General features: G+C 66.7%; 22 protein-coding genes. 5 read left to right on the top strand and 17 right to left on the bottom strand.

All coding sequences use genetic code 11. The features are described 5' to 3' along the window. Positions 1–8: 8 nt before the first annotated feature. From waaA to ACXAGF_RS04280, 4 genes are all read right to left on the bottom strand, one after another. The gene (gene waaA, locus ACXAGF_RS04295; protein WP_475014733.1) at positions 9–1,322 is read right to left on the bottom strand and encodes a lipid IV(A) 3-deoxy-D-manno-octulosonic acid transferase; all 1,314 of its coding nucleotides are present in this window, start codon (positions 1,320–1,322) and stop codon (positions 9–11) included. 102 nt (positions 1,323–1,424) lie between these two features. After that, positions 1,425–1,658 carry a DUF4170 domain-containing protein gene (locus tag ACXAGF_RS04290; RefSeq protein ID WP_475014731.1) on the bottom strand — a complete coding sequence of 78 codons (234 nt, stop codon included), beginning with the start codon at positions 1,656–1,658 and terminating at the stop codon, positions 1,425–1,427. A gap of 60 nt (positions 1,659–1,718) precedes the next feature. Next, the gene (locus ACXAGF_RS04285; RefSeq protein ID WP_475014730.1) at positions 1,719–2,531 is read right to left on the bottom strand and encodes a 3'(2'),5'-bisphosphate nucleotidase CysQ; all 813 of its coding nucleotides are present in this window, start codon (positions 2,529–2,531) and stop codon (positions 1,719–1,721) included. Positions 2,532–2,571: 40 nt separating this feature from the next. Continuing rightward, on the bottom strand, positions 2,572–3,918 hold the full coding sequence (locus tag ACXAGF_RS04280; RefSeq protein ID WP_475014728.1) for a TldD/PmbA family protein: 1,347 nt from the start codon (positions 3,916–3,918) through the stop codon (positions 2,572–2,574). A 112-nt stretch (positions 3,919–4,030) separates the two neighbouring features. Between ACXAGF_RS04280 and ACXAGF_RS04275 the strand changes: the two genes are divergently transcribed. After that, the gene (locus ACXAGF_RS04275; RefSeq protein ID WP_475014726.1) at positions 4,031–5,848 is read left to right on the top strand and encodes a monovalent cation:proton antiporter-2 (CPA2) family protein; all 1,818 of its coding nucleotides are present in this window, start codon (positions 4,031–4,033) and stop codon (positions 5,846–5,848) included. Positions 5,849–5,854: 6 nt separating this feature from the next. Here ACXAGF_RS04275 and ACXAGF_RS04270 read toward each other — a convergent pair whose 3' ends face one another. The 3 genes from ACXAGF_RS04270 to ACXAGF_RS04260 are packed head-to-tail and all read right to left on the bottom strand — an operon-like array spanning position 5,855 to position 9,178. Then, a complete protein-coding gene (locus ACXAGF_RS04270) occupies positions 5,855–6,748 on the bottom strand; it encodes a patatin-like phospholipase family protein (protein WP_475014725.1) in 894 nt (297 codons plus the stop codon). 24 nt (positions 6,749–6,772) lie between these two features. Then, complete coding sequence (gene rsmD, locus ACXAGF_RS04265) at positions 6,773–7,333, bottom strand: 16S rRNA (guanine(966)-N(2))-methyltransferase RsmD (RefSeq protein WP_475014724.1); 561 nt, start codon at positions 7,331–7,333, stop codon at positions 6,773–6,775. Positions 7,334–7,339: 6 nt separating this feature from the next. Continuing rightward, positions 7,340–9,178 (bottom strand): pseudouridine synthase, encoded by a 1,839-nt coding sequence (locus ACXAGF_RS04260; protein WP_475014723.1) that lies wholly within the window; start codon positions 9,176–9,178, stop codon positions 7,340–7,342. 73 nt (positions 9,179–9,251) lie between these two features. On the opposite strand from ACXAGF_RS04260, the gene ACXAGF_RS04255 reads away from it, so the two are divergent. After that, complete coding sequence (locus ACXAGF_RS04255; RefSeq protein ID WP_475014722.1) at positions 9,252–9,695, top strand: nucleoside deaminase; 444 nt, start codon at positions 9,252–9,254, stop codon at positions 9,693–9,695. A 4-nt stretch (positions 9,696–9,699) separates the two neighbouring features. Here ACXAGF_RS04255 and ACXAGF_RS04250 read toward each other — a convergent pair whose 3' ends face one another. The 7 genes from ACXAGF_RS04250 to ACXAGF_RS04220 form a co-directional block, all read right to left on the bottom strand. After that, positions 9,700–10,182: an N-acetyltransferase family protein gene (locus ACXAGF_RS04250; RefSeq protein ID WP_475014721.1), complete on the bottom strand. Its 483-nt coding sequence runs from the start codon at positions 10,180–10,182 to the stop codon at positions 9,700–9,702. A 4-nt stretch (positions 10,183–10,186) separates the two neighbouring features. Beyond that, positions 10,187–10,804, bottom strand: a complete 618-nt coding sequence (locus ACXAGF_RS04245) for a hypothetical protein (RefSeq protein WP_475014719.1) — start codon at positions 10,802–10,804, stop codon at positions 10,187–10,189. A 169-nt stretch (positions 10,805–10,973) separates the two neighbouring features. Continuing rightward, a complete protein-coding gene (gene ileS, locus ACXAGF_RS04240; RefSeq protein WP_475014717.1) occupies positions 10,974–13,889 on the bottom strand; it encodes an isoleucine--tRNA ligase in 2,916 nt (971 codons plus the stop codon). 244 nt (positions 13,890–14,133) lie between these two features. Further along, positions 14,134–15,114 (bottom strand): bifunctional riboflavin kinase/FAD synthetase, encoded by a 981-nt coding sequence (locus ACXAGF_RS04235; RefSeq protein ID WP_475014715.1) that lies wholly within the window; start codon positions 15,112–15,114, stop codon positions 14,134–14,136. Positions 15,115–15,134: 20 nt separating this feature from the next. Continuing rightward, positions 15,135–15,983, bottom strand: a complete 849-nt coding sequence (locus ACXAGF_RS04230; RefSeq protein ID WP_475014713.1) for a TIGR01459 family HAD-type hydrolase — start codon at positions 15,981–15,983, stop codon at positions 15,135–15,137. An 89-nt stretch (positions 15,984–16,072) separates the two neighbouring features. After that, positions 16,073–17,461, bottom strand: coding sequence for a chromate efflux transporter (gene chrA / locus ACXAGF_RS04225; protein WP_475014712.1), 1,389 nt, complete (start codon positions 17,459–17,461; stop codon positions 16,073–16,075). After that, positions 17,442–18,281, bottom strand: a complete 840-nt coding sequence (locus tag ACXAGF_RS04220) for a chromate resistance protein ChrB domain-containing protein (protein ID WP_475014709.1) — start codon at positions 18,279–18,281, stop codon at positions 17,442–17,444. The genes chrA and ACXAGF_RS04220 overlap by 20 nt, the downstream gene beginning before the upstream one ends. A gap of 271 nt (positions 18,282–18,552) precedes the next feature. On the opposite strand from ACXAGF_RS04220, the gene groES reads away from it, so the two are divergent. The 3 genes from groES (at position 18,553) to ACXAGF_RS04205 (ending at position 21,456) form a co-directional block, all read left to right on the top strand. Next, entirely contained in the window at positions 18,553–18,849 is a 297-nt protein-coding gene (gene groES / locus ACXAGF_RS04215; protein ID WP_475014708.1) for a co-chaperone GroES, read from the top strand. 77 nt (positions 18,850–18,926) lie between these two features. After that, positions 18,927–20,564 carry a chaperonin GroEL gene (gene groL / locus ACXAGF_RS04210; protein WP_475014707.1) on the top strand — a complete coding sequence of 546 codons (1,638 nt, stop codon included), beginning with the start codon at positions 18,927–18,929 and terminating at the stop codon, positions 20,562–20,564. Between the two features lie 445 nt (positions 20,565–21,009). Then, a complete protein-coding gene (locus ACXAGF_RS04205; RefSeq protein ID WP_475014706.1) occupies positions 21,010–21,456 on the top strand; it encodes a hypothetical protein in 447 nt (148 codons plus the stop codon). Positions 21,457–21,496: 40 nt separating this feature from the next. Here ACXAGF_RS04205 and ACXAGF_RS04200 read toward each other — a convergent pair whose 3' ends face one another. The 3 genes from ACXAGF_RS04200 to ACXAGF_RS04190 form a co-directional block, all read right to left on the bottom strand. Next, a complete protein-coding gene (locus ACXAGF_RS04200) occupies positions 21,497–24,268 on the bottom strand; it encodes a bifunctional diguanylate cyclase/phosphodiesterase (RefSeq protein WP_475014705.1) in 2,772 nt (923 codons plus the stop codon). 168 nt (positions 24,269–24,436) lie between these two features. Further along, a complete protein-coding gene (locus tag ACXAGF_RS04195; protein WP_475014703.1) occupies positions 24,437–25,654 on the bottom strand; it encodes an NAD(P)/FAD-dependent oxidoreductase in 1,218 nt (405 codons plus the stop codon). A 94-nt stretch (positions 25,655–25,748) separates the two neighbouring features. Then, positions 25,749–26,456: a glutathione S-transferase C-terminal domain-containing protein gene (locus tag ACXAGF_RS04190; protein ID WP_475014701.1), complete on the bottom strand. Its 708-nt coding sequence runs from the start codon at positions 26,454–26,456 to the stop codon at positions 25,749–25,751. Between the last annotated feature and the right edge of the window lie 2 nt (positions 26,457–26,458).

Genomic DNA, 26,458 nt, shown 5'->3' with positions numbered 1-26,458 from the left:
GTCTCCGATCATCGGGCCTCGCGCGGATGCAGCCGCGCCTTCACCGTCAGCGGGTTCAGGTAGGGCTCCAGGCCGCGCACCGTTTCGGTGAGCGCGCCGCGCATGTCCTCCACCGTGTCCCGGCCGGCGGCGATCATCTTGCGGCGCACGTCGTCGTTGAGCAGAAGATAGCCGACGGCCTTGGCCAGCATCTCCACGTCCCGCACCATCTTGGCGCTGCCGCTCTTGGCCAGCCGCTGGTAGCTCTCGCGGAAATTCTGCACGTTGGGTCCGGACAGGATCGCGCAGCCGAGCATGGCGGGTTCGAGCGGGTTCTGCCCGCCCTCGCCGAACAGCGAGCGACCGACGAAGGACACTTCCGTCAGGCGCAGGTAGAGGCCCATCTCGCCGATGGTGTCCCCCAGGAAGATATCGGTTTCGGCGGTGATCGCGTCATTGCGCGTCCGCCGCGCCACCTTCAGCCCCTTGGCGACAAGCGCCTCTTCGATCGCGTCGGCACGCTCGGGGTGGCGCGGCACGACGATCGTGAGCAGCCCGGTGCGCTCCTTCAGCGCCCGGTGAACGGCGCCGGCGGCCAGTTCCTCGCCCTCGAAGGTGGAGATCGCCGCCCAGGTCCTGCGGCCGGCAATCTGGCCGCGATAGGCAGCGAGTACGGCCGGGTCGTGCGGCGGCGCGTCGGTGTCGACCTTGAGATTGCCCGACACCAGCACCGGCAGCGCGCCGAGCGTGCGGAAGCGTTCGGCGTCCAGTTCGGACTGGGCGACGACGAGGGCGAATTTCTCGAACAGCGCGTCGGCAATGGCCGGACGCTTCTTCCAGCGCGCAAAGGAGCGGTCGGACATCCGCCCGTTTACCAGGACCTGGGCGACATGCCGTGCGCCGAGCTCGACGATGGTCATCGGCCAGATCTCGGACTCCACCATGATCGCCAGGTCGGGGTGCCAGTAATCGAGATAACGGCCGATGACCGGCTTGAGGTCGAGCGGAACGTACTGATGGATCACGGTATCGCCAAGCCGCTCCCGGGCGACGCGGGCGGAGGTGACCGTCCCGGTCGTGAGGACGACGTTGATGCCGCGCCGGCGTATTTCCCGGATCAGCGGCGACACCGCATTGGTCTCGCCCACACTCGCCGCATGCACCCAGACCAGCGGCCCGGCCGGCCGGTCGACGCTGGCCCGTCCAAAGCGCTCGCGCCGCCGCCCCCGCTCCTCCTTGCCCTTCGCGGCACGAATGGCGAGATACGGCTGCATGACCGGATAGAGCCCGAGACCGATCCAGCGATAGGCGGACAGCGCCAGGCGCGCAAGCGGGCTGCTCATCGGCGCTTACCGCCCGCTTTGATCCGTCCGAAAGGGTGCATGCATGTTCCGGTCATTGTGTGCCCGCGGCATCAAGACCAGCCGCAAGGCGAAAAGAAGGCATCACGGGTTCTCGGGATCGAGCAGCTTGTGCATGTGGACGATGAAGTAGCGCATATGGGCGTTGTCGACGGTCTGCTGCGCCTTGGCCTTCCAGGCGGCCAGGGCGCTGGCGTAGTCGGGAAAGATCCCGACGACGTCGAGCTTGTCGAGGTCGCGGAACTGAACGCCCTTCAAGGTCGTCAGCTCGCCGCCGAAAACGAGGTGCAGGCGCTGCCTGGAGTCGATCTCACTCATCTTGCTCTCTATCAATTGTGATATTTTTCAATGCGGATTTGCGGCATCCGGGCGAAAAGGTCAATGGCCGCCAAGTTGCCGTGAGGCGCTTATCAACCTTCCAAGCCAGCCGGTCCCGGCTGCGCAGAGGACGCCATGACTGACCTCGGCGCGGTTGTAGGTCAAGGCCGCGCCCTCCAGCGTCGCGATCCCGCCGCCCGCATTGGCGAGGATCAGGTCGGCGGCGGCGAGGTCCCAGTCGTGCGAATTGACCTTGACCAGCGTGCCGTCGATGCGGCCGTCGGCGGCCATCGCCAGGCGATAGGCCAGCGAGGGCACATGCGGGACCCGCGTCACCTCGCCAAGGCCGGAGCGGTCAAGGCGGGAAACCATGTCCTCGGCTGCCGCCAGCCGCAGCGGACGGTCGGCTCCGGGCTGCGACACGCGCACGGCAACCCCGTTCTTCAGGGTCGGCCCGCCGGCAGCGGTCGCAAACACCTCGCCGAGCGCGGGCGCCACCAGCACGCCGGCGACCGGCCGTCCCCGGTGCACGACCGCGGCGCTGACGCACCACAGGTCCTTGCCGGCGATGAAGGCGCGGGTGCCGTCGATCGGATCGATCACGAACAGCGTCTCGCAAGACAGTCGGGCGGAATCGTCGTCGGTTTCCTCCGACAACCAGCCGTAATTCGGACGGGCTGCCAGCAGGGTCGACTTCAGGACGTCGTTGGCGGCGAGGTCCGCGGCACTGACCGGGGAGCGTCCCTCGTTCTTCCACCAGACATCAGGCGCGTTGCGAAAGTAGCCCATCGCCCGCGCGCCGGCGGCCTGCGCGGCTGCGAGCAGCAGATCGAGATCGTCCCGCCAACGGGACTGGCTGCTTCCGACCAGCATGTCTTCTTCCATTTCTGCCGGACCCGGCACGGTCCGCGGCCTACCTGCCGGCGATCGTCATGCCTTCGATCGCGAGTGTCGGCGCTGCGACGCCGAACTTCCGGTCGATGTCGCTGGCCGGCGTCATCCGCAGGAACATGTCGCCCAGGTTCGAGGCGATCGTCACCTCCGAGACCGGATAGGCGAGTTCGCCATTCTCGATCCAGAAGCCGGAGGCGCCGCGGCTGTACTCACCCGTCACCATGTTGACGCCGTGCCCGATCAACTCGGTCACGTAAAGCCCGGTCCCGACCGAACGGATGAGTTCCTCGGGCGCGATGTCGCCCGGCTCGAGCGCGAGGTTGGTGCTGGCGGGATTGACGGCGGTGCCGCCGCGCACGCCGCGACCGTTGGTTTGGAGACCCAGTTCGCGCGCCGTGGAGGTCGACAGGAACCAGTGCTTGAGCACCCCGTCCTCGATCATGACGAGGCGCTCGCCGGTGACGCCCTCGCCGTCGAATGGCCGCGAGGAGGGCCCGCGGACGATCAGCGGATCGTCGGTGACGCAAAGGCCGGCCTTCAGCACCTGCTTGCCCATCTTGTCGCGCAGGAAGCTCGTCTTGCGCGCGACGGCCGCGCCGTTGATCGCCCCGGCGATGTGGCCGGCGATGCCCCGCGCCATGCGCGGGTCGAAGACGACCGTGACGTTCTTCGCCGTCGGCACCTGGCGCGGATTGACGCGCCTGACCGCGCGCTCGCCGGCCGTGCGACCGATGTCGGAGGCGTCCCGCAACTCGGCGAAGTAGAGGCGGCTGTCATAGTCGTAGTCGCGCTCCATGCCCGTGCCTTCGCCGGCGATTACGCTGACGGAGCGGCCGAAGCGGCTGGCACTGTAGGCGCCGGAAAAACCGTGCGACGTGGCGAGTACCAGTCCGCCCATGCCGGCAGACGCGCCCGCGCCGCTGGAATTGGTCACGCCGGCGACCTCAAGGGCGGCCGCCTCCATCGCCAGCGCCGCCTCGGCCAGGCTGTCGGAAGAGACCTCGGCCGGGTCGAACAGTTCGAGGTCGGGCCAGGACTTGGCGAGGTCGTCCGGCTCGACGAGCGTGGCGAAGGGGTCCTCCGGCGAGGCCTTGGCCATCGCCACGGCGCGCTCCGCCAGCAGCTCCAGATCGAAACCCGGATTGGCCGAAACGCTGGCCACACGCTTGCCGATGAACACACGCAGGGAGAAATCGTCGCTCTCCGAGGCCTCGGTCGCCTCGACCTTGCCGAGCCGCGCCGACACCGACCGGGAGCGGCCACGCACCACCACCGCATCGGCGGCATCCGCACCCGCCCGCCTGGCACGGTCGATGAGCTCCTCGGCTCGGGCAAGAAGGCTTTCGGAATCGATCGTTTCAGACATGATGTAGCCTTTCATTCCTGCCCCATTTATTGTGCAGTGGCTAAGGCATCAAGGGCTGGCAGGCTGATTCTTGCCGCCCCCCGATCTCGCATTTTCAAAGGAACCCGCTCGCATGGCCGACACGCATGCCCTATTCGCCGAAGCGCTGCTTCTCCTCGGGGGGGCGGTTCTGGCTGCGCCGATCTTCAAGAAGCTCGGACTGGGCACCATTTTGGGCTACCTTGCGGCGGGCGTCGTGATCGGACCGATCCTGCACTACATCCACGACGGGGAGGAAATCCTCGGCGTCGCCGAACTCGGCATCGTCTTCCTGCTGTTCATCATCGGGCTCGAGTTGCAGCCGTCGCGGCTGTGGCAGATGCGGCGCGAGATCTTCGGCCTCGGCACGGCCCAGGTCGTCACCACCGGCCTGGCACTGAGCGCGATCGCCCTGGTCGCCGGGGTCGAGAGCTGGCGGGCCTCGCTGATCATCGGCTTCGGCCTCGCCCTGTCCTCCACGGCCTTCGCATTGCAGATCCTCGACGAAAAGGGCGATACCAACACCCGCTACGGCCAGCGCGCGTTCTCGCTGCTGCTGTTCCAGGATCTCGCCATCGTCCCGCTGCTGGCGCTGATCCCGCTTCTTGCCACCCAGGGCCCGGAGGACCCCACGTCCGCGTTCCAGGACTTCGTCGTCGCGGTCGCGGCCATCCTCGGCATGACGGTGTTCGGCCGCTACGTGCTGAACCCGCTGTTCCAGGTGATCGCACGGACCGGCGCGCGTGAGGCGATGATCGCCGCGGCGCTGTTCGTCGTGCTCGGATCGGCCACGCTGCTGCAATTTGCCGGGCTGTCGATGGCCATGGGCGCCTTCCTCGCCGGCGTCCTGCTGTCGGAATCCTCCTACCGCCATGAACTCGAGGCCGATATCGAGCCGTTCCGCGGCATCCTTCTGGCGCTGTTCTTCATGGCGGTCGGGCTGTCGCTCGACATCGACGTGGTGTTCCAGAACTACCAGATCATCCTCGTCGCCGTGCCGGCGCTGATGCTGGTCAAGGCGGTCGTGATCTACCTGATCTGCCGCATGGGACACTCCCCGCACAACGACGCCATCCGGGTCTCGCTGCTGTTGCTGCAGGGCGGGGAGTTCGGGTTCGTGATGTTCACTGCCGCCTCCGCCGCCGGCGTCTTCTCCTCCGGCATCGCCTCGCTGCTGATCGTCGTCGTCACCGTCTCGATGGCCCTGACGCCGATCGCCTCGCTGCTGTCCGGCGTCCTGATCAAGGAGGACACGCGCGAGGAGATGGATGAGGACTTCGAGGGCGCGGGATCGGACGTGCTGATGGTCGGCTTTTCCCGTTTCGGCCAGATCGCCGCGCAGATCCTGCTGGCGAGCGGCCGCGACGTGACGATCATCGACTATTCGGCCGACCGTATCCGCCAGGCCGCGAGCTTCGGCTTCCGCATCTATTTCGGCGATGGCACGCGCAAGGAAGTGCTGCGCGCCGCCGGCATCGAGCGGGCCAAGATCGTCGCCGTCTGCACGCACAAGGCCGAGATCACCGACCGGATCGTCGACCTGGTGCAGTCGGAATATCCGAACGCGCGCGTGTTCGCGCGGTCCTATGACCGCATCCATACGTTGTCGCTGCGGGCGCGCGGGGTCGACCTGGAGGTGCGCGAAACCTTCGAATCCGGCCTGCTGTTCGGCCGGGAGACGCTGGAGGCGCTCGGCGTCAGCGACGAGGAGGCGCTCGCGATCAGCAACGACATCCGCCGCCGTGACGAGGAACGCCTGATCCTGCAGGCGTCGGAGGGGCTGACGGCCGGGCGGCACATGCTGCATTCGCGCCCGATGCGGCCGGAACCGCTGATCAAGCCCAAGCATACCGAAAGGGTGTCGGACGACGACGAGGTCCTCGCCGGCCTGAAGGAAGCGACGGGCGATTGACGGCGGCTACGCTCGGTTTCCGGAAAGGCGCGCGATCTGAACCTCGAGCGCGCGTCGGAGTTCGTCGCGCAAGGGCGTCGATCGATCGAGGATTTCCTTCGCCTTCAGGAAATCGAGGACGCGGAAGCGCCCGACCTCTGGCTGGAGGTAGATGTCGGGCCGGCCCTGCTTCAGCTTGAGCGCGATCATCGACCGCATCGTGAGCTGGCTCGCGCCGTACAGGCTGTCGATCGGGCTGGGGATCGCGCCTTCATCGCCGGTGGGTTTGCCGATCACGTCGATTCCGATGGTGATGTCCGCCGTGCCCTCCAGATGATCGAACGGGACCGGATTGCTCAGGCCGCCGTCGATCAGGACCCGTCCCCCGATCCTGACCGGCAGGAACAGGGCCGGCAGCGCGGCGGACGCGGCAAGCGCCGGGAACAGCGGCCCCGTCTCCTGGACGCGCTCGCGCTGCTCGTAAAAGTCGGAGGTGATGACTTTCAGCGGAATGGCAAGGTCCTCGAACCGTTCGGGCATGCGCGGATGCAGAAAGGCGCGCAGCAGGCGTTCGAGGTCGAATTGGCCGATGCGCAGACCGCGTGACCAGGCGTCCGCCAGCGTCGCGGGGCGCAGGCCCCAGATGCGGCTGAGCGCCTCGGCCGGCCGGCCGACCGCGGCGAGGGTGTGATCGCGGATTTCAAGACCGCTGAGACCGGAGGCCATCGCCGCCCCCATGATCGCGCCGATGGAGGATCCGGCAATCAGTTGCGGGCGGATTCCGAACTCGTCCAGAACCTCGATGACGTGGATATGGGCCAGGCCGCGCGCACCGCCGCCACCGAGCGCCAGGGACACGGTCGGCACCGCCTCTCCCGCGCCGCGCTGGCGTTCCTCCGATTTCGGTGTATCGGCAAGCATCGAACCTCCTTCGTCCGCCTGCTGCTAGGCCGGCGTGTAGCGGTAGAAATGCATCCGCGTCCCGCCGAAGGTGCGAACCTCCAGCAGTTCGTAGCCGTCGACGGGTTCCGGCGTGATGTCGGCACGCTCCTCTAGGATCGCGAGTGCGCCCGGCATGAGCCAGCCGCCCTTGGCCGCCGCCAGCAGCGCCCTTTCGCCGAGGCCACGACCATAGGGCGGGTCGGCAAACAGCAGATCGAACGGCTCCATCGTGCCGACGAGGCCGAGCGCGGTGGCGTCACGGCGAAAGATCTTGGCCTTGCCCTGCAAGCCGAAGGTCTCGATGTTGCTGTGCAACACACCGCGCCCCTCGACGCTCTGCTCGACGAACAGGGCGGCCCGCGCCCCGCGGGAGATGGCCTCGAGGCCGACCGCGCCGGTGCCGGCGAACAGGTCGAGCACGCGGGCGCCTTCCAGATGCGCCGCGTAGCCGTGGCTCAGGATGTTGAACAGGCTCTCGCGCGTGCGGTCCGTGGTCGGGCGGATGTCATCGCCCTTCGGCGTGGCGAGCGCGCGGCCGCGGAAGACGCCCCCGACGATCCGCACGACGCGTCAGTTCCCCCGGCCGCGCGGCTTGCCGCCGGCGGGCTTGCCGCCAGGACGGCCGCCGGAAGGCTTGCCGAAAGCGGGCTTGCCGCCGCCAAAGGACTTTCCGCCGGACTTGCCGCCAAAGGACTTGCCGCCAAAGGACTTGCCGCCGGGCTTGCCGCTCCGGCCGGCCGGCTTTTCGCCGCCGCGATCCCCAAAGGGCCTGTCGCCGAACGGCTTGCCGCGGGGTCGGCGCTCGTCGCGGGCCGGCCGTTCGACGAAATCGCCAGATCCGCGTTCCTCGCCACCAGACCGCTTGCGGCCAAAGCCCTCCCGGTCATCGCGCGATCGGGTTTCCGGCTCGGCGGCACGGATCCAGTCCCCGCCCTCCTCGGCGCCGAGCACGCGTGGCTTGCGAGCGCGTTCCGGACCGGAATCGCGAGCGGCCTTCTTGCGGTCGGGGTCGTACTTGCTGGTCGTGCGCGTCGCCTCGCCATCGCGGGTGCGACCATAGCGCTTGGTCTTGGGCGCGCCGTCCGGCCGGGCGCGCGGCGTCCGCTTCACGGCCTCCTCGGTCTCCTCGGCCTTCTTCTCGGCCACGGGGCGGGCGCCAGGCGCCATCCAGACGTTCGACTTGCGCGCGCGGTTGCCCGGCTCGCGCTTCGGCCGATCGCCGAAGCGGTCGTCGTCGCGGCCGCGACCGCGCCTGTCCTCGCGCTTGTCGTCAAGGCGCTCGTCCCGCCTAGTGTCGAGGCGTGCACGCGCCTTCTCGCGCCGGTCGCCGCCCTTGTCTCGGAAGGGTGTTTCCGCGCGCTCATCGCGGTCGCCCCGTGCCGGCCGCGCCGGTGCCTCGTCGCGCTCTTCGTGCTGGTGCTCGAACAGCGGCGCGTCGAAGTTCGCCTTGGCATCCTCGATCAGGCGCGGGCCAAGCTGGTCGCGCAGCGTGCGCCCGCGGATTTCCTGGGCGTGCCCCTCCGGCAGCTCGCCGAGCTGGAACGGACCATAGGATATGCGGATCAGCCGGTTCACATCCAGGCCGAGCGCGCCGAGCACGTTCTTGATTTCGCGGTTCTTGCCTTCCCGGAGGCCCATGGTGATCCAGACGTTGGAGCCCTGCACCTTGTCGAGGGTGGCGTCGATGCCGCCGTAGAGCACCCCGTCGACGGCGATGCCGTCCTTCAGCTTGTCGAGTGCCTCCTGGTCAACCTTGCCGTGGGCACGCACGCGGTAGCGGCGCAGCCAGCCCGTGGCCGGCAGCTCGAGCACGCGGGCAAGGCCGCCGTCATTGGTCAATAGCAGCAGCCCTTCGGTATTGATGTCGAGGCGTCCGATCGACATGACCCGCGGCAGGTCGTCCGGCAGATGTTCGAACACCGTCGGGCGGCCTTCCGGGTCGGCGTTGGTCGTCACCAGGCCGGCCGGCTTGTGATACAGCCAGAGCCGGGTGCGCTCGATGCCGCGGATCAGCTCGCCGTCGACCTCGATCTGGTCGGCGAAGGTCACGTTGACGACGGGCGTGTCGAGCACTGCGCCGTTCACCTTGACCCGGCCATCCATGATCATGCGCTCGACATCGCGACGCGAGGCGACGCCGGCACGCGCCAGCAGCTTGGAGACGCGCTCCGGCTCCATCGCCGTGCCGTGGCTGGCAGCAGCAGCGGGTCGCGGCTTGGCCGCGGACGCCGGACCCGCGCCCTTCTTGGCGCCGGCCGATCTGGCCGGGCCGCGCTCGCCCTTGGCCGCGGCAGCGGGCTTCGCGCCGGCGAAGGGCTTCTTGCCGCCGGCCTTGCCAGCGCCGTCGGGCTTGCGATCCCGGCCGAAGGGCTTCGCGCCCGGCCGTTTTGGCTTGTCTCTGGATGTCATATGTTGTTTGCCTAGCGTTTTGGCGTGTCGTATCAGGTCAGGCGACCGGGGTTAAGAGGAATTCTGAGCAGCGATGACGAATAGGTTCATGGACCTCGCACTGGCGGAGGCGCGCAAGGCGGCCGAACGCGGCGAGGTGCCGATCGGCGCCGTGCTCGTCCACCACGGCAAGGTCATTGCGCGCGCCGGCAACCGCACCCGCACCGATCGGGACGCCACGGCCCATGCGGAGATCCTGGCAATCCGGAAAGGCGCCGAAATCCTCGGCAACGAGCGCCTCAACGAGGCCGATCTGTACGTGACGCTCGAGCCGTGCACGATGTGCGCCGCCGCCATCTCCTTCGCCCGGCTGCGACGCCTCTACTATGGCGCCGAGGACCCGAAGGGCGGCGGCGTCGACAGCGGCGTGCGGTTCTACGCCCAGCCGACCTGCCATCATGCGCCGGAGGTCTATTCCGGCATCGGCGAGCAGGAGGCCGCGACGATCCTGAAGGAGTTCTTTGCCGAACGGCGCTGAAACGTCAGCTCTCTGCGAAGGCCTTCAGCTTGTCGCCCGCCAGCCGGTAGCGGATCCATTCGGACTTCGGCTCGGCACCGATCGACTCGTAGACCCTGATCGCCGGCGCGTTCCAGTCGAGCACGTTCCATTCGAAACGGCCGTAACCTTCGGCCACGGCAATCTGCGCGAGATGCCGCAACAGCATGCGCCCTACGCCGCCGCCGCGGTGTTCGGGCACGACGTAGAGATCCTCGAGCGACAGGACGTTGCGGGCCTGCCACGTCGAAAAGCTGACGAACCATACCGCAAAACCGACCGGCTCGCCCGCGTCGGTCTCGCAGATCACGGCCTTGGTCACCGATTTCGGGCCAAACATCGTTTCGGCCAGCGTCTCGACCGTCGCCACCACCTTGTGAACCGCCTTCTCGTACTCGGCAAGCTCGGTAATGAAGCGCAGGATCACCGGCGCGTCGGCGACGGACGCGTTGCGAATGCGGTAGCTCATCGGATCAGAACGGCCACCACTTCTTCGTGCCCGTGTTGGCGATCTCCGCCTCCTTCTTGCGGCGGCTCGCCTTCTTCTTCTCCGGCTCGCCAAGATCGTTCATGGCTTCCTCGGGGATCGCGCGATACTCGAGCGGCGGGTCGCTGAGATAGCGCCGCTTGTCGGAGTAGAGGCCCTGCTGCAGCTTGCGTGCCTCACGGTACTGCTCGAGCTGCTCGTTGGTCGAGAGGCTGCGCGCGGTCGTATTCTGGCTGGCGAGCGGCGAGTTGTAGGCGATGTTGCGCTCGTTCTCGGTCGCCTCCTGCTTCAGGCGGGCGCGCATGTCCTCGGGGCTTTCGACCCATTGCGGGTTGTCGGCCGTCGAGGCGAGCGACTTCTGCGGCTCGACGAGCTGCTTGTCCTCCTTCGGCAGCACCAGCCCGCCGCGGGGCTGGTAGGCGATCTTCTTGTCGCCGTTCGGCGGCCGCAGCATGACGGCGTTGCCGAGGTCGTCCATCAACTGCTCGCCGCTGGTCTTGTCGGTTCCATAGGTCGGGCCGCCGATGCATCCCGAAAGAATGGCGCAGGCGCCAAGCAGTGCCGCCACGCTGGCGCCCAGTCGATGTTGTCGCGTCATTCCCATGCAAACCTTTCCAGCAGAGCCGGTGCACACCGTCGAGGACGATCATCAAACCTGTGCGTTGGCCGAAAAATCCGACGATTTTCGGGCAGAAATACCGGATGAACGGCAAAAGTGCAATTCATCCGGTATATCGGCGTGCTTGTGCACAACCTTTCGCCCCCGATCGGCCTCAGGCGGCCGCGCGGAAGCCGATCTCCCGCAGCGCCGCCGCATCACGGGCGGAGACGTCCGGATAGTCCGGATCGGCGCCGACATCGGTGGTGATGCGCCAGGAGCGTGCGCACTTCGTGCCAACGGCGAGCTTCGGCTCGACGGCCACACCGGCGACGTCCGCCAGGCGGAACGCTCCGGCCGGGCCCTCGCCCGCAACCACCGTGATGGCGGAGGTGATGCAGATCTCGGCGAAATCCGTGCCCTCGATCGCGGCGATCAGCGCCGGGTCGTTGACGTGGACGACCGGGGCCGCCTCCAGCGACGAGCCGATCCGCTTCTCCCGGCGCTCGATCTCCAGCGCGCCGGTCACGACCATGCGGAGCTCGCGGATCTTCTCCCACTTCGCCTCGAGCGCGTCGTTGCGCCACTCGGCCGGGATCTGCGGGAACTGCTCGAGATGCACCGAAACGGCCTCGGGCCGGCGCGACAGCCAGGCCTCCTCGGTGGTGAACGGCAGCATCGGCGCAAGCCACAGGACGAGGCAGTCGAACAGCTTGCGGATCACCGCCAGCGCGGCGCGGCGGCGCAGGCTGGAGGGCGCGTCGCAGTAGAGAGCGTCCTTGCGCACGTCGAAGTAGAAGGCCGACAGATCGACATTGGCGAAGTCGATCAGCGCACGCGCGATCTTCTTGAAGTCGAAGGCGTCATAGCCCTGGCGCACCAACTGGTCGAGCTCCGCGAGCCGGTGCAGCATCAGCTTCTCCAGCTCCGGCATGTCGGCAAAGGCGATCTCCTCGCCCTTGTCGTGGGCGAGCGTGCCGAGCATCCAGCGGATGGTGTTGCGCAGCTTGCGATAGGCGTCGATGTTGGTCTGGATGATGGTCTTGCCGAGGCGCTGGTCTTCCCAATAGTCGGTGGTCATCACCCACAGGCGCAGGATATCGGCGCCGGCGTCCTTCATCACGTCCTGCGGGGCGACGACGTTGCCCTTGGACTTGGACATCTTCTCGCCCTTCTCGTCCATCGTGAATCCGTGGGTGACGACGGCGTTGTAGGGCGCGCGGCCGCGGGTCGCGCAGCTTTCGAGCAGCGAGGAATGGAACCAGCCGCGGTGCTGGTCGGAGCCTTCCAGATAGACGTCGGCCGGCCACTTCAGGTCGGGGCGATCCTCCAGCGTAAAGGTGTGGGTCGATCCGGAATCGAACCAGACGTCGAGGATGTCCATGACCTGGTGCCACTTCGCATGGTTATGGTCGCTGCCGAGGAAGCGCTCCTTGGCGCCTTCGGCGAACCAGGCGTCGGCCCCTTCCCGCTCGAACGCCTCGAGGATGCGGGCGTTGACCGCATCGTCCAGCAGCACGTTGCCGTCGTCGTCGGCGAAGATCGCGATCGGCACGCCCCAGGCGCGCTGGCGCGACAGCACCCAGTCCGGACGGCCCTCGATCATGGCACGCAGTCGGTTCTGGCCGGCGGCGGGAACGAAGCGGGTATCGTCGATCGCCGACAGCGCGCGCGCGCGCAGCGTCGTGCCGTCGCCGAAGTCCTTGTCCATGTAGACGAACCACTGCGGCGTGTTGCGGAAGATGACCGGCTTCTTGGAGCGCCAGGAATGCGGGTAGGAGTGCTTCAGGCGGCCGCGTGCGAACAGCGCGTGGCGGGCAATCAGCGCCTTGATGACGCGGTCGTTGGCATCGCCCTTCTTGCCCTTGTCGTCGATGACGCGCCCTGCCCCGCCTTCCGCGTCCGGGCCGAAGCCGGGCGCGTCGGCGGTGAAGTAGCCGGCGTCGTCGACGGTGAAGGGGATCGCCGACGAGATGCCGCGCGCCTCGAGCGCACGTGCCGAATCCATCCAGGCGTCGAAGTCGTCGCGGCCGTGGCCGGGGGCGGTGTGGACGAAGCCCGTGCCGGCGTCGTCGGTGACGTGGTCGCCGTCCAGCAGCGGCACCTTGAAGTCGTAGCCGCCGCCGAGCCCGTGCAGCGGATGGGCGCAGGTGATCGCCGCAAGTTCATCGGCCTCGATGTCGCCGACGAAATTGAAGGTCACCTTGGCCTTGGCTGCGGACTCATCGGCAAGACGCTTGGCGAAGATCAGCCGTTCACCCGGCTGCGGGCCGAAGTCGTTCTCGGCGGTGGCAACCTCGTAGAGCGCGTAGGCGTAGCGCGACGAATAGGCGATCGCGCGGTTGCCCGGAATCGTCCAGGGAGTGGTGGTCCAGATCACGACGTGGGCGCCGGACAGCGCGTCCGGCCCTTCCCGAACCGGGAACTTCACCCAGATCATGTCGCTCTCGACGTCCGCATATTCGACCTCGGCCTCGGCCAGCGCGGTACGCTCGACCACCGACCACATGATCGGCTTGGAGCCGCGGTAGAGCTGGCCGCTCCTGGCGATCTTCATCAATTCGCCGGCGATGCGGGCCTCGGCGTGGAAGGCCATCGTGGTGTAGGGATTATCGAAGTCGCCCTCGATGCCGAGACGCTTGAACTCCTCGGTCTGGACCGCGATCCAGTCGGCGGCGAAGTCGCGGCACTCCTTGCGGAACTCGTTGACCGGCACCTCGTCCTTGTTCTTGCCCTTCTCGCGATACTTCTCCTCGATCTTCCACTCGATCGGCAGACCGTGGCAGTCCCAGCCGGGCACGTAGTTGGCATCGAAGCCGCGCATCTGGAACGAGCGGTTGATGGCGTCCTTCAGGATCTTGTTGAGGGCATGGCCGATATGGATATTGCCGTTGGCATAGGGCGGCCCGTCATGCAGGACGAACTTCTCGCGGCCGGCGGCGGAGGCCCGCAGCTTCTTGTAAAGGCCCATCTTCTGCCAGCGGGCGACCGTCTCCGGCTCCTTCTGCGGCAGGCCGGCGCGCATCGGGAAGTCCGTCTGCGGCAAATAGAGGGTCGAGGAATAGTCGATCTTTTCGGACGTATCGGTCATGGCTATCGCTTCATCGCGCGCATTGTCGCGCCAAAAGAGGGAATCTGTCTGTCGGTGACGGCGGGGCGTGGCTTGAAACGCCCGAAATCCCGGACTTCCGGCCTCGCTCAGAGCGCGCGGAAGGCCGGGCCACTAATTCGCAGATCGATGGTCAGCCGTACGAACATCATGACCGGCGGTATTACGGCGTTTTGACCGGCTTGAAAAGGTGCCGCGCGCATGGTCGGCACGTTTTCTTGACCTGCTAGAAACAGAGTTGGCGGTCGATGGCGCCGATCGGACGCACGCCCGACAGGAGCGCGCGCGCCTCCTCCTCGTCGCGTTTCATCTGCACCACCAGTGCCTCGAGCCCGTCGAAGCGCAGCTCGTCGCGCAGGTGTTCGAAGAAGGAAACCGAGCAGGTCTCGCCGTAGATCGTGTCGGAAAAGTCGAAGATGAAGGTTTCAAGCAGCGGCGCCCCGTTGCTGTCCACGGTCGGGCGCCGGCCGAAGCTTGCGACCCCGTCGAACAGGGCGCCATCAGCGCGGCGGAAGCGGACCGCGTAAATGCCGGTGCTCAGCGCCGCCTCGGGCGGGAGCTGCATGTTGGCGGTCGGAAAGCCGAGCGTGCGGCCGAGCTGCTTGCCGGCGATGATCTCGGTCTCGACGGTGTAATGATAGCCGAGCAGACCGGCGGCCTCGGTGACGGCGCCACCGGCCAATAGATCGCGGATGCGGCTGGACGAGATCACGTCGGCGTTCTCGTCGCGGTAGGCGTCGACGAGCGTCACGCCGAAGCCGTTTTCCTCGCCGGCGGCGATCATGAAGGCGGGACCGCCTTCCCTGCCCTTGCCGAAATGGAAGTCGAAGCCGGTGACGACATGGCCGGCATGGAGCCAGTCGAGCAGCACCTGCTGGACAAACTCCGCCGCCGTCATCTGCGAGAACTGCCGGTTGAAGGGATATTCGATCACCGCCGCAAACCCCATCCCTTCCAGGATGCGGGCCTTCAATGGCGCCGGCGTCAGGCGGAACACGGGTTGGTCGGGTCGGAACACCGTGCGCGGATGCGGCTCGAAGGTCAGCACCAGCGCCGGCACATTCTGCGACCGCGCAATGTCGAGCGCGCGCTGCAGCACGGACTGATGGCCACGGTGGACGCCATCGAAATTGCCGATCGCGACGACGCCGCCGCGGAGATGCTGGGGCAACGGCTCCTTCGTCTCGTTTCGATGGAATACGGTCATGGCCCTTTTTTCCCGTATCGTTACTGCAGGCGCGGCATCCACCACTTCGGCGTGGCACTTTCGCGCTTCAGGAAGGCTTTCAGCTTCGCCTCGTCGGTTACTCCGTTCACCACATATTCCTGCGCATGGATGCCGCCGGAAATGTAGAGCACGTCGAGCCCGTAGCCCTCGGCACCGCGCACATCGGTCGGCATGCCGTCGCCGATGGCGATGACGCGCGCGAGATCGATCGCGCCGCGAACGTCGCGCGCCTCCTCGAGCGTCTTCTCGTAGATCGGCCGGTGCGGCTTGCCGGCGATCAGCGTCGAGCCGCCCATCTCGCCATAAAGCTTGGCAAGCGCGCCCGCGCAGGGGATCAGCCTGTGGCCGCGCTCGACGACGAGGTCGGGATTGGCGCAGATGAAGGGCAGATGCCGCGCAGCCAGCCGCTCCAGTTCCGGGCGGTAGTCCTCCGGCGTCTCCTTCTCGTCATTGCGCAAACCGGCGCAGACGACGATGCCGGCCTGCTCGGCCGAAACGGCCTCGACGCCCAGCCCGTCCAGCAACGGCACGTCCTTGCGCGCGCCGATGAAATAGACCTTCTCCGGTCCCGAGGCGATCAGCGCGCGGGTGACGTCGCCGGACGTAACGATGCGGTCGTAGGCCTCGTCAAGCACGCCCAGGCCCCGGATCTGGACCCTCACGCCGGGATGCGGCCGCGGAGAATTGGTGATCAGGACGACCGTGAGGCCGGCCGCCCGCGCCTGCGCGAGCGCCTCCGAGGCCGCGGCAAAGGCCTCCACGCCATTGTGCAGCACGCCCCAGACGTCGCAAAGGACGACGTCGTACTGGTCGGTGATCTCGCTGAAGGACTGAATGCGCTTGGCCATGCTCGTTTCCCGATCCTGAGGGGCCCGGCTGACATCGCAAAGCCCGACGGAGAAAACAAGAGCCCCCCGGCAATTTTGCCGCGCGGCCCCTAGATCGGCAGGCGCAGCGCGAAACCGACGATCGCACAGGCCAGGAGCGTCTGGACGATCCCGAACCCGAGGCGCAACAGCATGACCGTCGCCGCCGCCGTCAGAAGCACGGCCAACGGGTCGATCGAGGCAAGGGTCGGCATCGCCATCGAGATCGGACCGGCCTCGAGCGTCCCGACCTCGCGGAAGAGCACGTGCAGGCCGAACCAGATCGCGAGGTTGAGGATGACGCCGACGACGGCGGCCGAGATGGCCGAGAGCGCGCCGGAAAGGGCCGCGTGCTGCCGCAACCGCTCGACATGGGGCGCGCCGAGAAAGATCCAGAGGAAGCAGGGAACGAAGGTCACCCAGGTCGTCAGCCCTGCGCCGAGCAGCCCGGCCGTGAGCGGGTCGAGCCCGGCGCCGTCGCGGGCGGCGGCCAGAAAGCCGACGAAGGAGAGCACGAGCACCAGCGGCCCGGGCGTCGTCTCGGCCAGCGCCAGGCCGTCGAGCATCTCGCCGGGCCTCAGCCAGTGATAGGTGTCGACCGCTTGCTGGGCGACATAGGCCAACACCGCGTAGGCCCCGCCGAAGGTCACAACCGCCATCTTCGAAAAGAAGACGCCAATGGCGGCAAAAGCGCCGGGTCCCTCGGGAAGCAGCGGAACGAGGGCAAAGGGCGCCGCCCACAGGGCGATGCCGACAACGGCGATCGCCATCGTCCGGCCGAGGCCGCGGCGCCGATCGGAGACGGTTTCGCCGATGACCGAGGGCTTGTCCGGCGCGTGCGCCCTGTGACCTGGCGGCGGCTGCAGCAGGCCGGGTGCGGTTCGCGCGACAAGATAGCCGGTCATGCCCGCCGCGGCGATGACCAGCGGAAACGGCAGCGCCAGGAAAAACAGGCACGCGAAGGCGAGCGCCGCCAGCAGGCGGGCGAGCGGCGTCTTCAGTGCGCGGCGGGCCACGCGCAGCAGCGCCTCGATCACGATCGCCAGCACCGCCGCCTTGAGGCCGAAGAACAAGGTTTGCAGCCAGTCGGTGCGCTGGAACAGAGCGTAGGCCGCCGAAAGCGCGCAGATGACGACGAAGCCCGGCAGGACGAACAGCGTTCCCGCGACGATGCCACCGCGCGTGCCGTGCAGCAGCCAGCCGACATAGGTGGCGAGCTGCTGCGCTTCCGGTCCGGGCAGCAGCATGCAGTAGTTGAGGGCGTGCAGGAAGCGGCTTTCGGAAATCCATCGGCGGTCTTCGACCAGTTCCTTGTGCATCAGCGCGATCTGGCCGGCCGGGCCGCCAAAGCTCAAGAGCCCGACCCGGGCCCAGACCCTTGCCGCCTCGCCGAAGGACGGATGCGGCGGCGCATCCGCCTCAAGGTCGGCATCGATGGGCTTATCCACGGTCGCGGCCATCCTTCCTGCGGGGGGTATGGGAGACCCAGTCGTGCTTCTCGTCGGCCGCATCGCGCGCCCAGCGGTACAAGGCGTCATAGACGAGCATCCCGGCCTCGAGCTGCTCCAGATCGTCGGCGAACATGCGCGACAGGCCGAGCGAGACGGCCAGAAGGCCCGCGGCCTGCGGCTCCAGATCCGGGCGATTGGTGTCGGCGCCGCGCACGATCCGCGCGAGTTGCTTCAGCGCCGGAAAATCGAGACCGAATTCCTCGACCATGACGTCGAAGCTGCACAGTTCGCCGCGATGGCTCCAGTCCACGCCCTCGATGTCGAAGGGCGTCGCGCCGAAGCGATCGGCGACGGCCTGCACCTCGGATGGCGCGACGAAGAGGAAGCGCGCCTGCGGATCGACGAACCGCCGGATCAGCCACGGACAGGCGATGCGGTCGATCTTGGGCCGCGACCGGGTCACCCAAAGCGTTCCGCCGGTCGCACTTCGCTGCGGCAGGCTTTTGACCGGAACGAGCGGTAGCGCCGCCTCCTGCCATGCGACGAAGCCACCCTCCAGGACCTCTGCCTGCGCGCCCTGGCAGCGCAGCATCGCGGCGACGCCCTCGCTGAGCTTCAGCCCCTTCTGGCAGACGACCACCACCCAACGACCGCGGTAGTCGGACGACCAGGCCGAAACAGCGGCATGGTCCCTGCGGACAGCGGCGGGCAGCAGCAAGGGCGCGGCGGCGAAGTCGTCGTCATCGCGAACGTCGACCAGCACCGGCGCTCGCGGCGTGCCGACCAGACGAGAAAGCTTCTCGGGGGAAATTCCGTTGTAGGAAGCCATGATACGTCCCTCTATGTGACAGTAAAGGACGCGAATTTCGGCATGGCGCCTCGTGGGGTATCGCAAACCCCATGGCATTGTTAAAGCCAATCAGTCCGTCCAAGTCAACAACGATCGGCTTGTTCGATTTTTTTCCCGAACCCATCCTTGACTCGTGCTCGCCCGACGCCTATCTCGGCTCCGCTAGCACTCTCCATTTGCGAGTGCTAACAAAAAAATCCACCGGGTCGGTTCCGATCCGAGACATGTCATTTGATCGAGGGATTAGACAATGGCAACCACCAATTTCCGCCCGCTCCACGATCGCGTCGTCGTCCGTCGCGTCGAGTCCGAGGAAAAGACCAAGGGCGGCATCATCATTCCGGACACCGCCAAGGAAAAGCCGCAGGAAGGCGAAATCGTCGCCGTCGGCTCGGGTGCCCGCGATGAAAGCGGCAAGCTGGTCGCACTCGACGTCAAGGTCGGCGACCGCGTCCTGTTCGGCAAGTGGTCGGGCACCGAGGTCAAGCTCGAGGGCGAAGAGCTTCTGATCATGAAGGAAGCCGACATCATGGGCATCATCGGCTGATCGCCGATCTTCCCACCGCGAACTTCCCCTAACTTCAAGCCGGGCAATCCGGCATTTCGAAACCAGGAGTTTTGAAAATGGCAGCCAAAGAAGTCAAATTCGGCCGCACCGCGCGCGAAAAGATGCTGCGTGGCGTCGACATCCTCGCGGATGCAGTCAAGGTCACCCTCGGCCCGAAGGGCCGCAACGTCGTCATCGACAAGTCCTTCGGCGCGCCGCGCATCACCAAGGACGGCGTGTCGGTCGCCAAGGAAATCGAACTGGAAGACAAGTTCGAGAACATGGGCGCCCAGATGGTCCGCGAAGTCGCTTCGAAGACCAACGACATCGCCGGTGACGGCACCACCACCGCAACCGTGCTCGCCCAGGCGATCGTTCGCGAAGGCGCCAAGGCCGTTGCCGCCGGCATGAACCCGATGGACCTGAAGCGCGGCATCGACCTCGCCGTCACCGAAGTCGTCAAGGATCTCCAGGCCAAGGCCAAGAAGATCAACACCTCGGAAGAAGTTGCCCAGGTCGGCACGATCTCGGCCAACGGCGAGCGCCAGATCGGCCTCGACATTGCCGAAGCCATGCAGAAGGTCGGCAATGAAGGCGTGATCACCGTCGAGGAAGCCAAGACCGCCGAGACCGAGCTCGAGGTCGTCGAAGGCATGCAGTTCGACCGTGGCTACCTGTCGCCCTACTTCGTGACCAACCCGGAAAAGATGGTCGCCGAACTCGAAGACGCATTCATCCTGCTGCACGAGAAGAAGCTCTCCAACCTGCAGGCCATGCTTCCGGTTCTCGAAGCCGTCGTCCAGACCGGCAAGCCGCTCCTCATCATCGCTGAGGACGTCGAGGGCGAAGCCCTGGCAACTCTCGTCGTCAACAAGCTGCGCGGCGGCCTCAAGATCGCTGCCGTCAAGGCTCCGGGCTTCGGCGACCGCCGCAAGGCGATGCTCGAAGACCTCGCCATCCTGACCGGCGGTACCGTGATCTCCGAAGACCTCGGCATCAAGCTCGAAACCGTCACGCTCGACATGCTCGGCCGTGCGAAGAAGGTCTCGATCACGAAGGAAAACACCACGATCGTCGACGGCGCCGGCAAGAAGTCGGAAATCGAAGGTCGCGTTGCCCAGATCAAGGCCCAGATCGAGGAAACCACCTCCGACTACGACCGCGAGAAGCTGCAGGAACGCCTGGCCAAGCTCGCCGGCGGCGTCGCCGTCATCCGCGTCGGCGGTGCGACGGAAGTCGAAGTGAAGGAAAAGAAGGACCGCATCGACGACGCGCTCAACGCCACCCGCGCTGCCGTCCAGGAAGGCATCGTTGCCGGCGGTGGCGTCGCGCTGCTGCGTTCCGGCTCCAAGATCAGCGTCAAGGGCGAGAACGACGACCAGGACGCCGGCATCAACATCGTTCGTCGCGCTCTGCAGGCTCCGGCCCGCCAGATCGTCGAGAACGCTGGTGATGAAGCCTCCATCGTCGTCGGCAAGATCCTCGAGAAGAACGAGGACAACTTCGGCTACAACGCCCAGACCGGCGAATATGGCGACATGATCGGCATGGGCATCGTCGACCCGGTCAAGGTCGTTCGCACGGCTCTGCAGGACGCCGCTTCGGTTGCCGGCCTGCTCGTCACCACCGAAGCCATGATCGCCGAGCTGCCGAAGAAGGACGCACCGGCAATGCCGGGCGGCATGGGCGGCATGGGCATGGACGGCATGATGTAATCAGGCGCCAGCCTGATCCGTCACCCAGCAATACGGGGCGGCCTTCGGGCCGCCCTTTTTCTTTGGCCGGGGCCGGGGAGCTCTACGCGCCGGATGCCAGACAATGGCGAGAACCGCCCCGGACGCGAACACACGCCATGCGCGCACGACGCTGGCGCGGGCCGGATCAGCCAGGGCAGAGCGCCTGGCCGCCTCGCGTTAACTGTTCGTTGAATATGTGCTTCCAAATCACAGAGATAGAATCATAATACAGATGCCGGCCAGGCCATTGTGCGAGGCGGTGGACGACCGTGGGCGCCCCCTTGACCGGAACCCGCGGTTGTCGAAGTAATGACAGCGATCCGCGAAGCCCGCACCTTCGCCGGTCGCAGCGAGTGCATTGGGGAATGCCAGCAGTGCAATGCGTGGCATGAGGGTGGAGTCGGACCTGCCGGCTGGGGATATCGTGTTCAAAATTGCCAAGACTGCATTTGCTTCGCCGTTCGTGCCCGGCTCGGTGTCGTTCGACCCTTCCGACAACGAACTTCTCACCCAGTATTGCGTGACTGAGCGCTGGACCGGCGACCTGTCGAACGGGCTGCTGCGGCTGGGCGAGAAGGCCACCCGGATGCACCGGCTCGACGAGCGCAATTGCGGCCTGCTGAACCTCGTCCGGTGCTACGATCCGCTCGACCGCAACCGCGTGCTCGAGCTCTTCGAGCAGGCGGCCACGGCCTCTTCGTCCTTCTGCTTCTCGACGACCATCGAAATCGAGGGGGCGTCGCGCCAGCCGGTCTTCTGCGTCGGTGAGTCGACCGGTCTGGAGCAACGCTATGCCGGCACGATCCTCGGGGTATTTGTCTTCCCCCGCTTCCAGATCGAGCGCCCCGGCCAGGTGCACGTCCCGCAGTAGTCCGAACGCCCGGCTGCGAGCCGGAGCGGCGCAAGGCCGGCTATGCGGCCTTGACTGCGTCGCCGGCCCGCGGCTGCGGGCGGCCGAGGAAATAGCCCTGCGCCTCGTTGCAGCCCTCGGCGCGCAGGATCGCGAGCTGGTCGCCCGTCTCCACGCCTTCCGCCAGCACCGGCACCTCCAGCGTCTGGCCGAGCGCCACGATCGCGCGCAGGATCGCCTTTGCCTGCGGGCTTTCCTCCACCTCGTTCATGAAGCTGCGGTCGAGCTTGATCTTGTCGAAGGGGAAGGACCGGAGCGTCTCGAGCGAGGAATAACCGGTGCCGAAGTCGTCGATGGCGATGGTGACGCCGAGCGCCTTGATCTGACGCAAGGTCCGCAGGGCGCGCTCCTTGTCGCCGATAATCGTCGACTCGGTGATCTCGAGTTCCAGCCGGCGCGGGGCAAGGCCGGTCTCCGACAGCACCCGGCTGACCAGATCGGCGACGTCGGCATTGCCGAGTTGCACCGGCGAAAGGTTGACGGCGATCTTGTGCGGGACCTCCCAGCTCGCCGCCTCGCGGCAGGCCTCACGCAGGACCCATTCCCCGATGGGAAGAATGGCGCCGCATTCCTCTGCGACCGGAATGAACTCCGATGGCGAGATCATGCCCTTCTCCGGGTGGCTCCAGCGCAGCAGCACCTCATAGCCGGTGACGCGGCCCGAGCCGACGGCCTTCTGCACCTGGTAGTGCAGCAGCAATTCGCCGCGTCCGGGAGCCTGCCACAGGTCCTTCGCCATCAGGCGCCGGTTGCGCGCGACCTCGTCCATCGAGACCTCATAGAAGCAGACCGTCTGGGTCAGCGCCTCCTTGGCCCGGTACATGGCAAGGTCGGCATTGTTGAGAAGCGCCTCCAGATTGTCCGCGTCCTGCGGATAGATGGCCACGCCCAGGCTGGCGCCCGGCTTCAGCTCGTAGTCGTCGATGGTAATGTCCTCCTGGAAGCAGCGCTCCAGGCGACGGATGAAATCGTCGAGTTCGGCCACGTCGTCAAAGCGCTTGAAGGCCGCGAACTCGTCACCGCCGAAGCGCGCCACCGTCTCGCCCGCACCGAGGCAGTCCCTCATCCGCTGCGACAGCGTGGTGAGCACCTGATCGCCCACGGCGTGGCCGCGCGTGTCGTTGATCTCCTTGAACTTGTCGAGATCGATGCCGATCGCGGCCACCTTGCCGGAAGACCGGGCGGCGAGGTCGATCACCGCTCCCAGGCTGTCGTTGAAGCTCGCCCGGTTCGGCAATCCGGTCAGGCCGTCGTGCCGGGCCATGAAGGCAATCTGCTCCTCGTTGCGCAGGCGCTCGGATATGTCGTCGTAGGTCGCAACCCAGCCACCTTCGGGCAAGGTTCGATAGCGGATCTGGAGCGACACACCGCTGGAAAGCTTCTCCACGATCGCGCCGCTCTGCTGGATCGTTGCACGGTGGCGGGCGTAGATATCCGACGCCATCGGCAGCCAGACCTCCGGATTCTGATAGGCCTTGGCCAGCGCCCGGTCGATGAGTTCGCGGAAGCTGAGACCGGGGCGCACACGCTCGCCGGGAAAGTCGAACAGCTCGGCGAAGCGTCTGTTGGAGAGGACGAGCCGCTCATCACGATCGAACAGGCACAGTCCCTGGGACATGTTCTCCAGCGCAAGGTCGAGGTTCTTGCTGACCTCGGCGATGCGCTCGGCGTCGGCCTTTTCCTTCGTCACGTCCTTCGTGATCTTGGTATAGCCGATCAGCGCGCCGGCTTCGTCGTGGATCGGGTCGATGACGACATGCGCCCAGAAATAGGTCCCGTCCTTCCGGTAGCGGCGTCCTTCGGCTTCGTGCTTGCCGTTGTCCCGGGCGAGGCGCAGGGCCTTTTCCGGCAGCCCCGCCTGGCGCTCCTGCGCGCTGTAGAAGCGGGAGAAGTGCTCGCCGACAATCTCTTGCGCCTTGTAGCCCTTGGTGCGCTCGGCGCCCTCGTTCCAGTTGGCGACGATGCCGTTCGGATCGAGCGTGTAGATCGCGTAGTCGGACACGCCCTGGACGAACATGGCGAACTGGCGCATGCCTTCGGCCACCGTCGTCTCTGCCTGCTTGGCGAAGATGGCGGCCGTCAGCCCGGTGAGCAGCAGCGAAAGGGCGACGACGGCGATCAGCGGCGCCATCAGCGCGGCCGACAGCATCGAACCATCGTTGACCTGCATCGGCCCCGGCACGACCGTGACGGCGCCCATGCCTATGAAATGGAGCGAGACCACGCCGAGCGCCATGGCCGCCGTCGCCATCACGCGCGAGGAGCCGCCGTGGCGCGTGCACAGAACCAGAGCAAGTCCGCTGAAGAACACTCCGCTCGCCACCGATATCGCCACCAGCATCGGGTCCCAGGCGATCTCGCCCGGCAGTTCGAGTGCGGCCATGCCGATGTAGTGCATGGTGGCGATGCCTGCGCCGACGATGAGCCCGCCTGCGGCCGCCGCAGCCGATCCCGCCACATAGGTCGCAAGCCCCGCACCGATCGTCGTGACGACGATGGCGACAATCAGCGAGATGAGGGTCAGGTGCATGCCGAAGCCCATGACCACGCCGGGGTCGTAGGCCAGCATCGCGATGAAATGCGTCGCCCAGATGCCGAACCCGCTGGAAGCGCCGGCCGCGCCGAGCCAAAGCGTGCGTGCCCTGCCCGACGCCGCCCGCGCCCGCTGGATCAGCGAAACGGCCACGAAGCAGGACAGGAAGCAGATCAATGCGGCAAGAAGAACCAACCGCAGATCGTGCTCTACGGTGATGCAGGAAAGAACGCGAAGCATGTGAAATCCGGCAGAGTGAGCTTTCGCGAGCACTCAGCGGGACAAAGCTGAAGAATGCATGAACCGCGCTGGCAGGTGGGGCGCCTGATGCAAACAAATTTAAACGTCGTGCCTAACAACTCCTGAACGGCACGTGGGCGCCAGGCGGGCGACCAGCCCGCTGGCATTTCACAGCGTCAGGCTTTTCAGGTCCAGCGCCGGGTCCTCGAGCTGGGACCGTTCGGGATGGCGGCCGAGTTCGAGCAGCTTCTTGCCGACCACATAGGCCTTGGCGTCATTGACCGCGTCGACGGCGATGAACCGGCCGTTCCGGAAGTACCAGACCGAGACGCTGCCCTCGCGCGCGCCCGGCCGCACCAGCGTATCGTCATAGCCCAGGCAGAAGCCGGCGATCTGCAGCTTGACGTCGTACTGGTCCGACCAGAACCACGGCTTCGGCGCGTAGGGCTGGTCGCCGCCGGCGATCACCGCGGCCGCCGCCTCGGCCTGGTCGACGGCGTTCTGGACCGACTCCAGCCGCACGCGGCTGCCCTCGTAGGGCAGATTGGCGCAGTCGCCGACCGCGAAGATCAACGGATCGGAGGTGCGGGCGAATTCGTCGACGACGATGCCGTTGGCAACGTCGAGCCCGGCCTCGCGCGCAAGCCGGTCGTTGGGCGCGACCCCGATGCCGACGATCACGATGTCGGCGGGAAGGACGAGGCCATCGGACAATTCGGCGCCGGTGACGCGGCCGTCCTCGCCGATCAGCCGGACGAGGCCGGTCTTCTCGCGGATGTCGACGCCGCGGGCGAGATGGATGGCCTTGAGGATCGTCGACGTCGCCGGGGCGGCGACGCGCTGCAGGATGCGGTCGGCCACCTCGACGACGGTGACATCGAGTCCCCGGCCCCGCGCGACCGCGGCCGCCTCCAGGCCGATGTAGCCGCCGCCGACGATCAGCGCCTTGCGCCCCTCGGTCATCTCCTCGCCGAGCCGGTCGGCGTCGAGATAGTCGCGAACCGTGTAGACGCCCTTCAGGTCGCCGCCGATCTCCGCCGGCAGGCGGCGCGGCGCAGCGCCGGTCGCCAGCGCCAGGTAGGCGTAGGCGAGCGTGGAGCCGTCATCGAGCGTGACTGTCCTGGCATCGCGGTCGATGGCCGTTACCGCGGTCGACAGCCTGAGGTCGACGTCATTTTCGCCATACCAGGTCTCGGGACGGAAATGCAGGCGGCCAAGATCGGCTTCGCCGAGCAGGTACTTCTTTGACAGAGGCGGGCGCTGGTAGGGCGGGCTTGCTTCCGCGCTGACGATCGTTACCGGGCGCATGTCCTTCAAGGCACGCAGTTTCGCAACCAGGGCGAAGGCGGCCTGGCCGCCTCCCACGACTACCAATCTGTCCGTCACGATGTCCCTTCCCGCTCTATTGTTTTTTCCAGAGGTAGCGCGAGGCGGCGGCCGTCGTCAACGCGCCAGCACGCCGCCGGATCGCGCCTTTGCGTCACTCCTTGGCCGGAACGGTCAGCCCGGCTTGCGACGCCGGCCGGTCGAGGCATCGCTCAAGCCATGCCAGGACGGCGGGAAAGTCGTCATAACCGATGACGTCGCGACCGCCATAGAACACGTCGGCGCCGCGAACCCAGGGAAACAGCGCAATATCGGCAATGGTGTAGGTGTCGCCCATGATCCAGCGCCGTTCCTTCAGCCGACCGTCCAGCACGCCGAGCAGGCGCCTGGCCTCATCGCGGTAGCGCTCCTTCGGATAGGCGTTGTTGGCGACCTTGTCGGCAGCGAACTTGTGGAAATGGCCGAACTGGCCGAACATCGGACCGACGCCGCCCATCTGGAACATCACCCAGCCTAGCGTCTCGTAGCGGCCCGCGGCGTCGGCCGGAACCAGCCTGCCGGTCTTCTCGGCCAGATACCAGAGGATCGCGCCGGACTCGAACAGCCCGATCGGCTTGCCGTCCGGTCCGTCCGGATCAATCAGCGCCGGGATGCGGCCGTTGGGATTGAGCGACACGAATTCCGGCGACTTCTGCTCGTTGGCTCCGAAGTCGATCCGGTGCGCCTCATAGCGAAGCCCCAGTTCCTCGAGCGCGATCGACACCTTCACGCCGTTCGGCGTCGGCAACGAGTAAAGCTGGATGATGTCGGGGTGTGTGGCGGGCCATTTCTGGGTAATCGGGAAGGCGGAAAGATCAGTCACGA

The sequence above is a fragment of the Mycoplana sp. ABR4_002 genome, assembly GCF_056159645.1.
This window is presented reverse-complemented; position numbering and strand designations above follow the sequence as displayed.

What these genes read in the sequence shown, in the direction of transcription:
- waaA (WP_475014733.1), bottom strand. Translation starts at nt 1,322, where the DNA reads ATGAGCAGCCCGCTTGCGCGCCTGGCGCTGTCCGCCTATCGCTGGATC.
- ACXAGF_RS04290 (WP_475014731.1), bottom strand. Translation starts at nt 1,658, where the DNA reads ATGAGTGAGATCGACTCCAGGCAGCGCCTGCACCTCGTTTTCGGCGGC.
- ACXAGF_RS04285 (WP_475014730.1), bottom strand. Translation starts at nt 2,531, where the DNA reads ATGCTGGTCGGAAGCAGCCAGTCCCGTTGGCGGGACGATCTCGATCTG.
- ACXAGF_RS04280 (WP_475014728.1), bottom strand. Translation starts at nt 3,918, where the DNA reads ATGTCTGAAACGATCGATTCCGAAAGCCTTCTTGCCCGAGCCGAGGAG.
- ACXAGF_RS04275 (WP_475014726.1), top strand. Translation starts at nt 4,031, where the DNA reads ATGGCCGACACGCATGCCCTATTCGCCGAAGCGCTGCTTCTCCTCGGG.
- ACXAGF_RS04270 (WP_475014725.1), bottom strand. Translation starts at nt 6,748, where the DNA reads ATGCTTGCCGATACACCGAAATCGGAGGAACGCCAGCGCGGCGCGGGA.
- ACXAGF_RS04260 (WP_475014723.1), bottom strand. Translation starts at nt 9,178, where the DNA reads ATGACATCCAGAGACAAGCCAAAACGGCCGGGCGCGAAGCCCTTCGGC.
- ACXAGF_RS04255 (WP_475014722.1), top strand. Translation starts at nt 9,252, where the DNA reads ATGACGAATAGGTTCATGGACCTCGCACTGGCGGAGGCGCGCAAGGCG.
- ACXAGF_RS04250 (WP_475014721.1), bottom strand. Translation starts at nt 10,182, where the DNA reads ATGAGCTACCGCATTCGCAACGCGTCCGTCGCCGACGCGCCGGTGATC.
- ACXAGF_RS04245 (WP_475014719.1), bottom strand. Translation starts at nt 10,804, where the DNA reads ATGGGAATGACGCGACAACATCGACTGGGCGCCAGCGTGGCGGCACTG.
- ileS (WP_475014717.1), bottom strand. Translation starts at nt 13,889, where the DNA reads ATGACCGATACGTCCGAAAAGATCGACTATTCCTCGACCCTCTATTTG.
- ACXAGF_RS04235 (WP_475014715.1), bottom strand. Translation starts at nt 15,114, where the DNA reads ATGACCGTATTCCATCGAAACGAGACGAAGGAGCCGTTGCCCCAGCAT.
- ACXAGF_RS04230 (WP_475014713.1), bottom strand. Translation starts at nt 15,983, where the DNA reads ATGGCCAAGCGCATTCAGTCCTTCAGCGAGATCACCGACCAGTACGAC.
- chrA (WP_475014712.1), bottom strand. Translation starts at nt 17,461, where the DNA reads ATGGCCGCGACCGTGGATAAGCCCATCGATGCCGACCTTGAGGCGGAT.
- ACXAGF_RS04220 (WP_475014709.1), bottom strand. Translation starts at nt 18,281, where the DNA reads ATGGCTTCCTACAACGGAATTTCCCCCGAGAAGCTTTCTCGTCTGGTC.
- groES (WP_475014708.1), top strand. Translation starts at nt 18,553, where the DNA reads ATGGCAACCACCAATTTCCGCCCGCTCCACGATCGCGTCGTCGTCCGT.
- groL (WP_475014707.1), top strand. Translation starts at nt 18,927, where the DNA reads ATGGCAGCCAAAGAAGTCAAATTCGGCCGCACCGCGCGCGAAAAGATG.
- ACXAGF_RS04200 (WP_475014705.1), bottom strand. Translation starts at nt 24,268, where the DNA reads ATGCTTCGCGTTCTTTCCTGCATCACCGTAGAGCACGATCTGCGGTTG.